This is a genomic window from Porticoccaceae bacterium LTM1 (assembly GCA_030252795.1).
Lineage (GTDB): Bacteria > Pseudomonadota > Gammaproteobacteria > Pseudomonadales > Porticoccaceae > SCSIO-12696.
Genome location: CP127080.1, coordinates 2961397 through 2976116, shown reverse-complemented (window position 1 = coordinate 2976116; position 14720 = coordinate 2961397). Strand labels below are relative to the sequence as shown.

Here is a 14720-nt window from a genome sequence, read left to right as displayed (position 1 = left end):
CCAAAATAAGAGATCCTTTGTCGCTTCACTCCTCAGGATGACAGGTCGGAGGGTGTAAGGGGTAACAGGCGGAAGGATATTGGAATGGCGTCAGAAAAAGCTGTTTTCATGAACGAAAAAGCTACCAAAAGCGGTGTAAAAGCGCATAATCGCGCCTCTTTCCAGTGAGCTTTCATCATGTTCTCCTACCGTCACAGTTTTCATGCCGGCAATCACGCTGATGTTCTAAAGCACGTGGTACTCAGTCTGATGCTTGAGTCCCTGAAAGCCAAGGACAAGCCCTTTATCTATCACGACACCCATGCCGGTGCAGGCTGCTACGACTTGCTGGGTGATCGCGCTCAGCGAACCGGCGAGTATCTCGATGGTATTGCCCGAATGTGGAATAGCGAGGTTCCTGAGTTGATGGCACCCTACCTGTCGGCGGTGAGGCAGCTTAATAGTGCTGGCAAATTGCAGGCCTACCCCGGTAGTCCTGAGGTGGCTCGCCATTTGTGTCGCGCTCAGGATCGCTTGCACCTTACCGAACTTAATCCGTTGGATTTCGCACCGCTTCAGGCACTGTACCGGAAAGATAAAAGAGTAAAGGTGTTTCAGGCCGACGCTTATCAGCATCTAAAGGCCGCCATGCCGCCAAAGGAGCGACGGGGGTTGGTGTTGATTGATCCACCCTATGAGCTGGGCAATGAGTACCAGCAGATGGTGGATGGGCTGCTGGCGGCTTACAAACGCTGGCCTACCGGTACTTACGCGGTGTGGTATCCGGTGGTGGATAGAGCGCTGGTGAAACGAGTCGAGCAAAAATTAGTGCAATCGGGCATTCGCAAAATCCTTAAGTTAGAGTTGTGTGTCCAGCCGGACAGCCCTGAATATGGTATGACCGGATCGGGACTTTGGGTGATGAACCCACCCTGGAAATTGGCTGAGCAAATGTCCGATCTGATGCCCTATTTGAAATCCTCACTGGCCCAGTCGGATCAGCCTGAATCGGTGGTGGAATGGCTGGTTCCGGAGTGATACCGGCCATCTGACCAGCTCTTTTTCCAAAAAAAACTATCTTCTTGTCCGATTGCCCCGCTCCGAGGTGGACTGCATGGGGCCATTTAAGGGAAAATAGCGCCCTTTCACGACCGGACTCCATCGGTAGTCCTGGCCGCTGATGCGGCGTTGCCAGATTCCGGTCATATTCGATCACCCGTTCGACTCGAGGATCACCCCGAATGCCGACTCGTCGCGACCTAGCCAATGCCGTCCGCGCCCTCAGTATGGATGCCGTTCAACAAGCTAACTCTGGCCACCCCGGTGCCCCAATGGGCATGGCGGACATCGCTGAAGTTCTCTGGAACGACTTCTACCAGCACAACCCAGCGAACCCCGAGTGGGCCGACCGCGACCGTTTTGTGCTTTCCAATGGCCACGGTTCTATGCTGCACTATTCGCTGCTGCATCTGTCCGGTTACGACCTGCCGATCGAAGAGCTGAAAAATTTCCGCCAGATGGGCTCCAAAACTCCGGGTCACCCCGAGTACGGCTACGCACCGGGTATCGAAACCACTACTGGCCCACTGGGTCAGGGCATCACCAATGCGGTGGGCATGGCGCTGGCGGAAAAAGTACTGGCCGCACAGTTCAACCGCGACAGCCACGCTGTTGTTGACCACTACACCTACTGTTTCCTCGGCGATGGCTGCCTGATGGAAGGTATCTCCCACGAGGCTTGCTCGCTGGCGGGTACTCTGGGTCTGGGCAAACTGATTGCGTTCTGGGATGACAATGGTATCTCCATCGACGGTGAAGTAGCGGGAAGTCACGAAGCGCCAGCCTGGTTCAGCGACAACACTCCAGAGCGTTTTCGCTCTTACGGTTGGCATGTGATCGACACCATTGATGGTCACGACGGAGAGGCGGTGAAAAAAGCCATCGAAGAGGCTCGCTCTGTTACTGACAAGCCGACCCTGATTTGCTGTAAAACCATCATCGGTTTCGGCTCTCCGAACAAACAAGGCAAAGAAGATTGTCACGGCGCACCACTGGGTGCCGATGAAATTCAACTGGCTCGCCAGACTCTGGGCTGGAACCACGGTCCTTTTGAAGTTCCTGCTGACATTTACGCTGGCTGGAACGCAAAAGAGAAAGGCGCTGCCCTGGAAACTGACTGGAATAGCAAGTTTGACGCTTACCGCGCCGCTTACCCTGAGCTGGCTGCGGAATTTGAGCGCCGCATGAAAGGTGAACTGCCGGCAGACTTCTCCGAGAAGGCCGACGCCTACATCAAAGAGTGCCAGCAAAAAGGCGAGACCATTGCGTCCCGCAAAGCCTCACAAAACAGCCTGAATGCCTACGGTCCTCTGCTGCCGGAATTGATTGGCGGTTCCGCCGACCTGGCCGGTTCCAACCTGACCATCTGGTCCGGTTCCAAAGGTGTTTCTGCCGACGATGCATCCGGTAACTACATTCACTACGGTGTGCGTGAGTTTGGTATGTCGGCGATGATGAACGGTATCGCCCTGCATGGCGGCTTCATCAACTACGGTGCTACCTTCCTGGTATTTATGGAGTACGCCCGCAACGCGGTGCGTATGGCTGCGCTGATGAAGCAGCAGAGCATCTTTGTTTACACCCACGACTCCATCGGTCTGGGTGAGGACGGCCCCACTCACCAGCCTGTTGAACAGATCACTAACTTGCGCACCACGCCCAACATGCACTGCTGGCGCCCCTGTGATGCGGTTGAATCAGCGGTTGCCTGGAAATCGGCGATCGAGCGCAAAGACGGCCCAAGTTCATTGATTTTCAGTCGCCAGGGCTTGCCACACCAGTCTCGTGACGACGCCCAGCTGGCCGACGTAGCCCGCGGTGCCTACACCCTGGTTGACTGCGACGGTACTCCGGAAGCGATCGTTATTGCCACTGGCTCCGAAGTTGGTCTTGCTGTCGACGCTGCCAATGTCCTCACAGAGCAAGGTCGCAAAGTACGCGTAGTTTCAATGCCCTGTGCCGAGCTGTTCTCAGCGCAAAGCGCCGATTACCGCGAAGCGGTACTGCCAGCCTCTGTTACCCGTCGCGTAGCGGTGGAAGCGGCTCACGGTGACTACTGGTACAAGTGGATCGGTTTTGGTGGCAAGAGCGTCACTATGAATAGCTTTGGCGAATCCGCACCGGCCGGTGAACTGTTCAAGCACTTCGGCTTTACCGTCGAAAATGTGGTCGAGACGGTTAATAGCTTGTTTTCATAACTGTCATCCTGAGCATAGCGAAGGATCTCGAGGCTTACTTGTGGCGCTGAGATCCTTCATCGCTTTGCTCTTCAGGATGACATCGAGGATGTCACTTTGCGCATAGCCATCAATGGATTTGGTCGTATCGGTCGCTCGGTATTGCGGGCGATCTACGAGAGTGGTCGTCAAGGCGAGCTACAGGTTGTTGCCATCAACGAGCTGGCAGACTGTAAAACGGCTGCCCACTTGTTGCGCTTTGACTCCACCCATGGCCGATTCCAGGGCGAGGTGTCGGTGGCCAATGATGTGTTGACCGTCAACGACGATCGCATTCAGATGTTCCATCGCGAGAATATCGATGATCTGCCCTGGAGCGATGTTGGTGTCGATGTGGTGCTGGAGTGCACCGGCAGTTTTGACGATCGTGCTACCGCAGAACATCATCTGGTGCAGGGCGCCAAGCGAGTGCTGTTTTCGCAGCCCGCCAAGCCTGAAGTTGATGCCACTATTGTCTATGGCATCAATGAGTCACTGCTATCCGCTGAGTCCCTTATTGTGTCTGGCGCTTCCTGCACCACCAACTGCGTGGTACCGGTTATCAAGGCACTGCACGATACACTGGGGGTGGAGTACGGGGTTATTACCACCATCCACTCGGCGATGAACGACCAGCCGCTAATCGATGCTTACCATCACACCGATCTGCGCAAAACCCGCTCGGCAGTTCAGTCGATTATTCCGGTGGATACCGGTTTGGCACGAGGCATAGATCGCATCCTGCCGGAACTGACCGGCCGCTTTGAAGCCCAGGCAATGCGGGTTCCAACAGTGAATGTCTCGGCTATCGACCTGTCGGTACAGCTGGCCAGTGATGTCGATGCCAAGCAGCTCAACCAGATTCTCAAAGATGCCGCCGAACAGCAGTTTCGTGGTGTGCTCGGTTACACCGAAGAGCCACTGGCTTCCTGCGATTTTAACCATGACAGCCGTTCCGGAATCGTCGATGCCGGCCAGACCCGGGTCAGCGGCAAACGCCTGGCCAAGGTGCTGATTTGGTTTGATAACGAGTGGGGCTATGCGAATCGATTGCTGGATGTGTTGGGGTATTGGAATACGAAGATTTAAGCAAGTGGTCGCACGTCGCACGTCAGACGTCGCACGCTAAAAGCAAAACCAACTCGAAGGACCTCGAATGTTGTGGTACTACGAGATGCTGACGTAAAAGATGAATTTGATGCGGACGGTATTAAGCGTGCGACGTGCGACGTCAGACGTGCGACCCACAGCCAAACGTTCCGAATCACCAGAATTGCACAAACTCTCAGAGAACGACAAATGACTGTAAAACTGATGACCAACCTGGATCTTGCCGGTAAACGCGTATTGATCCGCGAAGATCTGAATGTGCCGGTAAAAGATGGCAGGGTAACTTCCGACGCCCGTATTCGCGCCGCACTGCCAACCATTGAGCTCGCGCTGAAGGCCGGTGCCAAGGTAATCGTAATGTCTCACCTGGGGCGCCCGACAGAAGGTGAATTTGAGCAGCAGTACTCACTGCAGCCTGTGGCTGATCACATGGGTGAGCTGCTCGGTCGCAGCGTGCCCGTAGTTACCGATTGGCGCAGCGGAGTTGAGCTGAACGAAGGTGAGTTGGTTCTGTTGGAGAACGTTCGCTTCAATTTGGGCGAAAAGAAAGACGACGAAGCGCTGTCCAAGGCCTACGCTTCTTTGTGTGATGTCTTTGTGATGGATGCTTTTGGTACCGCTCACCGTGCCCAGGCTTCTACTCACGGTGTGGCCAGATTTGCTCCGGTTGCCTGCGCTGGCCCGCTGCTGGCAGGAGAGTTGGATGCCCTGGCTAAAGCCCTGCACCAACCGGCCAAGCCGGTAGTGGCCATTGTTGGCGGCTCTAAAGTATCTACCAAACTGACCGTGCTGGAAGCACTGTCCGAGAAAGTGGATCAGTTGATCGTTGGTGGCGGTATCGCCAACACTTTCCTGGCTGCTACCGGCAAGCCGGTAGGCAAGTCACTTTGCGAACAGGACTTGATCCCTAACGCCAAGGCGCTGATGGAGAAAGTAAACATTCCGATGCCGGTGGATGTGGTTGTGGGCAAGGAGTTCTCTGAATCTGCCGAAGCCACTACCAAAGGCGCGGACGAGGTTGCTGAAGACGATATGATCTTCGATATCGGCCCGCAAACCGCAGCGGCATTTGCAGAAATTCTGGCGGGAGCCGGTACTATTATCTGGAACGGCCCGGTGGGTGTATTTGAATTTGACCAGTTTGGCGAAGGTACCAAAGCACTGTCGTTGGCCATTGCCAATAACCAGGGCTTCTCCATTGCTGGCGGTGGTGACACCCTGGCAGCGGTAGACAAGTACGGTATCGCTGATAAAGTTTCTTACATCTCCACAGGTGGTGGTGCTTTCCTGGAGTTTGTGGAGGGTAAAGTTCTGCCAGCGGTAGCTATTCTGGAAGAGCGAGCAGCGGAATAAGTGGTCGGACGTCTGACGTCGGACGCTAATCCCAACGAGATTCGTCATCCCCGCGCAGGCGGGGATCCACTTTCGTTAATCAAGTGGATGACGAAATAGCGAGATGGATTTACGCTTTTGCGGAAATGACGGGAAAAAGCGTGCGACGTGCAACGGCCGACGTGCGACCAAAAGATAAATACGATCAAGTCGAACGACTACAAAGGAAGATAATCATGGCTCTTATCTCAATGCGCCAAATGCTGGATCACGCTGCCGAATACGGCTACGGCGTGCCGGCGTTTAACGTTAACAACCTGGAACAGATGCGCGCCATCATGGAAGCGGCCGACCAGACCGACTCTCCAGTGATCGTGCAGGCTTCTGCAGGGGCCCGTAAATACGCTGGAGCTCCGTTCCTGCGTCACCTGATTCTGGCGGCAATCGAAGAGTTTCCACACATTCCGGTGGTTATGCACCAGGATCACGGTACTTCACCGGATGTTTGTCAGCGTTCAATCCAACTGGGTTTCAGCTCGGTAATGATGGATGGTTCCCTTGAAGCAGATGGCAAAACTCCGGCCAGCTACGAATACAACGTTGATGTAACCCGTCGCGCGGTAGAAATGGCGCACGCCTGTGGTGTTTCTGTTGAGGGCGAGCTGGGCTGTCTGGGTTCACTGGAAACCGGTGAAGCGGGTGAAGAAGACGGCGTTGGTGCTGTTGGCAAATTGAGCCACGACCAGCTGCTGACCGATCCGGAAGAAGCTGCCGACTTTGTACAAAAAACCAAAGTGGATGCACTGGCCATCGCTTGTGGCACCAGCCACGGTGCTTACAAGTTTACCCGTCCGCCTACTGGCGACATTCTGGCCATCGACCGTATCAAAGAGATTCACGCTCGCATTCCGGGCACTCACCTGGTGATGCACGGTTCCTCTTCTGTGCCGCAGGAGTGGTTGGCTGTGATCAACGAGTTTGGCGGCGAGATTCCAGAAACCTACGGTGTACCGGTTGAACAGATTTGCGAAGGCATCAAGCACGGTGTTCGCAAAGTTAATATCGATACCGACCTGCGTCTGGCATCTACCGGTGCAGTACGCCGCTTCCTGGCCCAGAACAAGTCCGAGTTTGACCCGCGCAAATTCCTCATGGCAACTACCAAAGCGATGAAAGATATCTGTGTGGCTCGCTATGAAGCGTTCGGCACTGCCGGCAATGCCAGCAAGATCAAGCCGGTCAGCCTGGAAACTATGTTCCATCGCTACGAAACCGGTGAACTGGATCCTAAGATCAAGTAAGGATTACTGTTCAAAACAAACGCCGCCATTCAGTAAATAGCGGCGTTTTTTTATGCCCTGATTTAGCCTGAGCATAGCTGCTTTAGGTCATTGCGAGGAGTGAAACGACGAAGCAAACCAGCAACTTTTAAAAAACATGCGTTCTCAAGGGGAGAAAAAAGCGACTAAATTACTCTTAGAAAAAGAGGGTTGCTATGTATAACAAACTTATTTCCATTATTTCGATTCTGCTGTGCAGCCTCATTACGGCCTGTACTTCACCTCACTATGCGGAGAGAACAGTAATCACACGTGATGAATTACTCAGCGGGTCTGCTTTGTTTGGGGAGGAGGCGGAGCAGTGGGAGCTGCCATATCACGAAATTCTGAAACTCGATGATGAAATGAGGAGTTTCGTACATCAGGTCACAGCAAAACGTTACTCGGATAATGGCAGAGCGAAAGCGCTGCTGACAGGAATGATTGATCACGGATTGCTGGGTCTGGAGTACGATGCCCGGAAAACTTACAGCGCATCAGATACATTCCATAAAAAAACCGGAAATTGCCTGGCCTTTACCAATTTATTTGTGGCGCTGGCAAGAGAAGCGGAGTTGGATGTCACATTTCAGCAGGTAGATGTGCCGCCTATCTGGATGAAAGGTGGTGACGTAATTGTCCTGAACCGACATATCAATGCGTATATCGATATAGAGTTTGCTTACGATAATGTGGTGGATTTCAATCGAGATGAATTCCGTAGTGATTACGACACACGTTTGATTAGTGATCAGGAGGCTTTTGCTCAATTTTACAGTAATTTAGGCATTGGTTTTCTGGAAGATAAAAACTACAAGGATGCTTATCGATACTTGAAAAAAGCACTTCAGCTCGATCCGAAATCGTCGTCTATCTGGGTTAACCTTGGAGCCCTATATTCACGCAATCAACTATATAAACAGTCAGAGGCAGCATATCTTTATGCGCTGGAGGAGGATAGTAGAAATTATACTGCTCACAGTAATCTGGCCAGTCTTTATGAACATTGGCATGATTTTGTAAACGCTGAATATCACCAGAAAAGAATTCGATACTATCGGGAAATTAATCCCTACTACCATTACTGGTTAAGTCAGCAAGCATTCTTGAATGGCGACCCATACTCCGCACTACAACATTTGGAAAAATCCATCAGGCTAAAATCTGACGAATCTGTCTTTTATTTCACAAAGGGTCTGATGTTTTACGATCTAAAGGATTTTACATCTGCAGATAAACAATTTTCCCTGGCAATGAAATATGCAAGTCAGGAATCGATCAAGGAGCGATACCGAAGTAAGCTGGAAAAAATTAAACACTAAAAAAGGCCCGCAATAGCGGGCCTTTTGGTTGTGGTTATGGAATTAATATTTAATGCTGGCTTTCAGGTAAAAGTAGGAACCAATCAGGTTGTGGGTCCGAGCATCAATATTGTCGTTAAAGCCGGTTGTTGCTCTGGGAGCCTGGTTGTCCAGGATGTTGTCTGCACCAAGAGTAATGGTGGTGTTGTAATCGGTCATTTCATAATTAACTTGGACATCGTGTGTCCACCAGTCTTCAATGACATGGACAACATCGCCGCCGAGAAACTCCTGCTCTTCCAGTTCGTCGACGTAATTTGTTGTCCAGCTGACAGTCCAGTTCTCGTATGTCCAGAGGGCATTGAGGGTGTACTTCAGTTCTGGAATTGAGCCAGTACCAGCCGCTGCATCGTCAACAAAGACCCCGGCCACATCTACGAAGTCGGAAGATGAGTCGGCCTGGTTGAGGTATTCATCAATCCAGGTGCCTTCCCATTTGAATTTCCAGCTACCACTGTCAGTATCAATGGAGTAGTCGACTGCAAAGTCGAAGCCGGTAACTTCGCGGGAGGCGAGGTTCAGGGCAACAGCGTCAACAAGCTGAATATTGCCTGTGCCTGTACGTAAAACGCGATCGACAAATCCTGATGTGCCTAAAGCATTCTGGTCGATTACAAACTGCGCATTGGTATCAATGGCATTGTCTGTTTTGACATTAAAATAGTCGAAGCTGAAGTTGAGGTTATCGACTGGTGTCCAAACAAACCCGGCAGTAATACTTTCAGATTCCTCGGCTTTCAGGCTGGTGTTACCCCCTTCCTGTGCCAGGAATTGAATCAGGCTCGGGTCGGATTGAACCGTACAACCCGGTAAAACACCCACATTGGCCGCGTCTGCACATGGATCAGTGAAGAAGCCGAAGTTTTCCTGGGCGCCCTGATAGAGCTCGCGAAGTGATGGTGCGCGGAAACCTTCAGAATAAGTGGCACGCAATAATAGACTGTCTAGTGGGCGGAACTTGAAACCAATTTTCGGATTTGTTGTCGAGCCGAAGTCACTGTAGTCTGAATAGCGAGTCGCTAATTCCAGATCCACGTTTTCCATCAGTGGTACCAGAAATTCCGCGTAAACTTCTTTTACACTGCGATCCCCGGATGTTGGACCATAGTTGGTATTACCAATGGACTGAAATGCGGCGGTGGTTCCGTCTGGGTTGAATTCAATGTCTTCTTCCCGGTATTCAATACCGAAGGCACTACCTACAGTCCCGGCCCCTAATTCAAACAGGTCACCGGAAAAGTCAGCGTGCCAGGACTGGAGTTCAGTCCCGCTGCTCTCGTTAGTTTCCTCCAGAATCCATCTTTGCATTTCCGGAGTGATAGCACCAGCCAACCCGCTACCGAAAATATTGAGAGGTACACAGCCCTGAGAAGCGACTGCAGTACAATTGGCTGGATCTCCGAGGGCTAACTGAAGTCGGGTCTTATTAACGATATTGGTATTGTTCTGTAGGCCATCTGCGGTATTGAAGTTCCAGGCCATCTCCCATCGCCAGGAGTTGTCAAATTCACCACGCAATCCTGTGATAAACCGAAAGTTGTCATACTCAAAGTTTGTTGTCCGGGGACCCAACTCTAGGAAACGGCGACGTCCATCAGTAATATCAACACCCCAGGGGTTATATGGATTCAGGGCGGAAATAGTTAGTGATGGAAATTCAAAGGTGGTAAAAACAGGGGTCGGGGCTGAGTCGTAGCCACCTTCGGTTTGTGAGAATGATGAGTCAAAAAACAGATCTATTTCGTCAGTGATTTTATAACTTCCCGATGCCCACACACTTGTCCGTTCCTGTGACATCACCGCGTCAGTTATTACCGAATAGTTATATGCATCACCATCCCCGAATGGTCTGAAATCGGCGGCGGTTGGATTGGTGATCATTGAGCCGTTACCGAGCGTGAGCAGGTTATCCGGATCAACACTTTCAACAAAAAAGTTACCCCAGGGCGGTGCGGAGCTAGGGGTTTGGGTGACGGCTGAAATGTCACGATCCCGAGACTTTACAGGGTCGTTATCGGCGTAGCTGACGCCAACGAGAATGTGTCCTTCGTCAAAAGTTTTGCCAAAGGTTATGCTGGCTTCCTTATTTGCGAAATCACCTTCGCTTGCTTCCCCGTATCCAACATTGATGGATAGGCCATCGTAATCAGTACGAGTGATAAAGTTGATAACACCCGCGATGGCATCAGAACCATAGATGGCGGATGCACCATCTTTCAGGACTTCGATCCGTTCAATGGCTGAAACGGGGATCATGCTGATGTCGGGTGTTTCACCACTGTCAGCGTCAGGTGCCAGACGGCGACCATTAATTAAGACCAGAGTGGCCGTCGCAGGAAGTCCCCGCATGGTAACGTTTGTGGTCCCTTCACCGCCGCCATTTGTGGTGGCCAGTGTGAGCATGTTGCCGGAAATCGCTGGAAGTGTTTTCAGGATTTCGTTGACGTTGTTGGTGCCGGATAGCTCAATGGTTTGTCTATCCAGAATGGTAACCGGAGAAGCGCCTTCAAGGTCTTTGCGAATAATTCGCGAGCCGGTTATTACTACTTCTTCTAAAACCTGGTCTTCTTCATCTGCGGAAAATGCCGCTGGAGAAAACAGGATTGGTGTGCAGGCGACGCCCAGTATTACTCTAATGGAGGTCGATAACTTTGACTTTTTCATGATGTATAACCCCTGTTCAGTTTGGTATTAACTGCACCGGAAAATAGCTCCCATGACACAGCTGAGACGAGCTATAAGCCGTATTCCTCAAAATTAACTTTGACTTCTTATTTGATTCGGGTTACTCCAATTTTTCTTTTTGCATCGACAACCTCCATATCGTAATTTCCAATAAGGTTTTTTCTTATTACTACTTCTGGATTGTCCATATTGGTTTTCCAGTAAGTTGTGTTTCTCTGTTCCCATATCTGGCCATTTTCCAGTTGAAACGTTGCGCCTTTTTTCCATCCGTAGAATTTGCCGATAATTCTTGACTGAATAACCTGATCTTCAGATTCTTTGACGAATTGTGAGTTTTTCTTAACGATCTCCGCTTCATTGGCGGTGTACTTGATAAGCCAGTGGTTTAACGCCGAAAGTTCTTCTGTAGTTAATTTTTTCAGGCCGCAGCGTTCGAATTCTTTGGTGGACATTAATGATTGAATGGTGGGGGAGTCGTCAGAGCCCAGGCATAGAGGGGCATCACCGATGAATAGGGCTGTGAAAATTACTGTGATAAAGAGTGTCTTTACAGTCATTTCATTGACGCAATATTTCGTTTCTTTATATAGGGTCGTTTTTTTAAAAGTAGACGGTATATTTTTTTGTGTCTATTAAAGTTCCGTTGATTCAATAGATTTTTAATAATTAATAAATATATATATGACGATTTATATATCTATTTGTTAGTGGAGGCTTTTCTATTTGATGGTGATAGAAGTGCTGGAATCGAAGGCAAAAAAAGACCCGCCGATTGGCGGGTCAAAGAGGATGGATGTTTCAGGTTTTAGAATCTGGCAGTCATGCCCAGATACCAGTATTGACCAACTGCGTCATAGACACCGGCTGCAGTGCCGGTACCAGTGTCGGTATTGTCAGAAGGCTCTGGAATGTACGGAGCACCGTTGTCCAGAACGTTGTTGATACCCATATAGAATTCATAGGTGGTATCGCCTTCCATGGTGTAGCGCAGATTCAGGTCGTGATAAGACTCACCGTTCACATCATTAAGGGGCTCGCCTTGGAATGAAGGTGAATTATCCGCAACCCCATCACCAATGTAGCGCATGGTCCATGAAACGGACAGTGGACCATCCATCCATGAGAGACGGTTATTCCATTTCACACGGTTGTAGCCGGGTTCGCCAAGGTTATCTTCCTTCTCACCAAAGATCTGGCGTTCCCAGTCACCGGTATAGGTTCCCAGCCAGCTCCATTGGAAGCTTCCTTCGCCCATGCCAAGACGGTCGGCATCGAATGCCCAGCGGAACTCAACATCGACACCGCTAGTTTGCAGCAAACCGATGTTTTCGTAACCAAAGTCCAGTCGATCTACCAGGAAGCCAAGGCTGGCACCGTTGCGAACAATGCCGTCACAGAATACGTTGTTCGGGAAGTCACCAGCTGCATAGCATTGGTCGAGCTTGATTTGCGGGTCGATGGTTTCAATAGCGTCTTCAATTTCGATATCGAAGTAGTCGACAGTCAAAGATACGCCGTCGGCCCAGTTGGGGGTGTACACGAATCCAACAGTGAGAGAGTCTGAAGTCTCTTCCTGCAGATTCGGGTTACCACTTTGGAACCCCCCAGCTGATGAGCCGCTGGGGCCCGGATCGAAGTCAAGTGGAATACCCAGTGACTGACAGTTTGCCGCGGTATTACCTGGGCCGCCTACGCCACCATCAATACAGGGGTCTACGAAACTTTCGAAGGTTTCTGAGCCCGGGTCAAACAGCTCGGCGACGTTCGGTGCGCGAACCGCTTGAGACTGGGTGATGCGTACGCGCAGGTCCTCCATTGGCTGCCATTGGAAAGAGGCTTTCCACTGGTCCACGCCGCCTACAGTGCTGTAGTCACCATAACGGAAGGCGAGGTTCAGGCCGATATATTCAGCGGCCCAGGCACCTTGAACCAAAGGTACATCCACCTCACCGTAATACTCCCATACGTCGTAACTGCCATTGATTGGCGCCGAGGCGTTGGATGAGCTCAAACCGGCAGCTGCAAGAGCATCTGTGGTACGGGTGTATTGCTCTTTGCGGTATTCAAAGCCGGTGGCATAGCGAATCATGCCGGGACCCCATTCAACCAGGTCGCCAGATATGTTGCCGCCCACCACTTGTTGCTGCAGACGTGCTCCGGAGCTGGCCGGTACGCGCACATAGTCTACTGCTTCCTGACTGATAGAACCGACGCCAAACAGATCGATTGGCACACAGCCCAGAGAGCGGGCCAGGGCATCTTTGCAACGGTATTCGCCAGCATTGTCTGGATCTGGCTCAACATTCAGGCCCTGTGCAAAGAAGAATGTATTGTAGTCACCGCTCCGACCCAGTGAACTTTCAGTTTGACCGAACTGATAATAGAGGTCCCAGTTGGAACCATTATCAAGCTCGCCTTCAAATCCAAATGCAACACGAATGGTGTCGCGTGATGAACTGGTTATGCGTGGACCCACTTCCAGGAAGCGTTTGCGGAATACAATTTGGTCATCTGCAGTTAATGGTTCGCCAGCATCGGCATAGGCCTGAACAATATCGTCGGGAATAAATGGGTTGTCTCCCGGCAGATTTAAATCTTCATCACCAACCGAGATGAATTGCCCAACAAAGATTGGTTCCAGATTATTTTTAGAGCTGGTTTGTGTCCAGGATGTTTCCAGGAAAATATTTGTGGTATTAGTCAATTGATAATCGAAATTAAAATTGACGTTTTTTCGGGTCAGCGGAAGTTGAATTTTCCGGAATGCTGCACGGTTAAATCCATCTTCTGCAGAAACAAATTGTTTTGTCCAGCCACCATTGGCATCTTCGGTAAAAAACGCGAATTCAGTATCACCACTACTGGTCAGATCTCCTGTCGGTGCATTAATGCTGCCCTGTGGGGCAAAGGAGCTAAATGCCATAAAGTCACCGAAGAAATCATCGGTATCAGAGAGGCTGCGATCTTTGGACTCAACACTTTTCAGATCCTGATAACCAAGATGGAACATTGCGTGGCCTTTGCCATCTGCAAACTCAGAGCCACCGGTAATGTTGAAGTTGTACTCTTGACCATCACCTTCGCTGCTCGAGCCGTATTTACCATCTACAACCAGCCCATCGAAGTTTTCTTTAGTAATAATGTTGATTACACCAGCCATTGCTTCGGAGCCGTAAACGGCAGAAGCACCACCGGTAATTACCTCGACGCGCTCAATAAATTCATTGGGAATTGAGTTGAGGTCAACCACAGATGGATTGTCGATATCACCGGCAACATGACGGCGACCATTAACCAGAACCAGAGTACGGGTTGTGCCCAGGTTGCGAAGATCAACGGTGGCAATACCAGCACCGAATACAGTGAAGTTACTGGTGGTTTGTGAAACGCCCGGAACCCCTGTAGACGGGAGTTCAAACAGGGTGTCTGCGATATTACTGTCTGAGGAAATCTTCAGGCTTGCTGAGTCAATAACAGTAACAGGTGTGGGTGAATCCAGGTTACCACGGGCAATACGAGAGCCGGTGGTGACCACCTCTTCAATCAGTTCGCCATCTTTCGCTTTCTCTTCCTCAGCGATTGCTGAAACGGACAATCCAAGCCCGTAAAAGCAAAGGGCTGAACTGATAGCCATTGTTAGTGGTTTTTTAAACATAATG

The 14720-nt window shown here is 50.7% G+C and carries 9 protein-coding genes; 6 read left to right on the top strand and 3 right to left on the bottom strand.

Annotation, left to right across the window (positions count from 1 at the left end; genetic code table 11):
• Positions 1 to 177 precede the first annotated feature (177 nt).
• The 6 genes from QP938_12935 to QP938_12910 all read left to right on the top strand — a co-directional run bounded on the left by QP938_12935 (position 178) and on the right by QP938_12910 (position 8337).
• Complete coding sequence (locus tag QP938_12935) at positions 178 to 1017, top strand: 23S rRNA (adenine(2030)-N(6))-methyltransferase RlmJ (protein ID WIO74187.1); 840 nt, start codon at positions 178 to 180, stop codon at positions 1015 to 1017.
• Between the two features lie 203 nt (positions 1018 to 1220).
• Positions 1221 to 3236, top strand: coding sequence for a transketolase (gene tkt / locus QP938_12930; protein ID WIO74186.1), 2016 nt, complete (start codon positions 1221 to 1223; stop codon positions 3234 to 3236).
• A 96-nt stretch (positions 3237 to 3332) separates the two neighbouring features.
• Complete coding sequence (gap, locus tag QP938_12925) at positions 3333 to 4343, top strand: type I glyceraldehyde-3-phosphate dehydrogenase (GenBank protein WIO74185.1); 1011 nt, start codon at positions 3333 to 3335, stop codon at positions 4341 to 4343.
• Positions 4344 to 4553: 210 nt separating this feature from the next.
• Entirely contained in the window at positions 4554 to 5717 is a 1164-nt protein-coding gene (locus tag QP938_12920) for a phosphoglycerate kinase (protein ID WIO74184.1), read from the top strand.
• A 215-nt stretch (positions 5718 to 5932) separates the two neighbouring features.
• Positions 5933 to 6997, top strand: a complete 1065-nt coding sequence (gene fba, locus QP938_12915) for a fructose-bisphosphate aldolase class II (protein WIO74183.1) — start codon at positions 5933 to 5935, stop codon at positions 6995 to 6997.
• A gap of 194 nt (positions 6998 to 7191) precedes the next feature.
• Positions 7192 to 8337 (top strand): tetratricopeptide repeat protein, encoded by a 1146-nt coding sequence (locus tag QP938_12910; GenBank protein ID WIO74182.1) that lies wholly within the window; start codon positions 7192 to 7194, stop codon positions 8335 to 8337.
• A 42-nt stretch (positions 8338 to 8379) separates the two neighbouring features.
• Here the strand turns inward: QP938_12910 and QP938_12905 are convergent, their stop codons facing one another.
• From QP938_12905 to QP938_12895, 3 genes are all read right to left on the bottom strand, one after another.
• Positions 8380 to 11040, bottom strand: coding sequence for a TonB-dependent receptor (locus QP938_12905; GenBank protein ID WIO74181.1), 2661 nt, complete (start codon positions 11038 to 11040; stop codon positions 8380 to 8382).
• A 107-nt stretch (positions 11041 to 11147) separates the two neighbouring features.
• On the bottom strand, positions 11148 to 11618 hold the full coding sequence (locus QP938_12900) for a hypothetical protein (GenBank protein ID WIO74180.1): 471 nt from the start codon (positions 11616 to 11618) through the stop codon (positions 11148 to 11150).
• Positions 11619 to 11866: 248 nt separating this feature from the next.
• Entirely contained in the window at positions 11867 to 14716 is a 2850-nt protein-coding gene (locus tag QP938_12895) for a TonB-dependent receptor (GenBank protein ID WIO74179.1), read from the bottom strand.
• Positions 14717 to 14720: the final 4 nt, after the last annotated feature.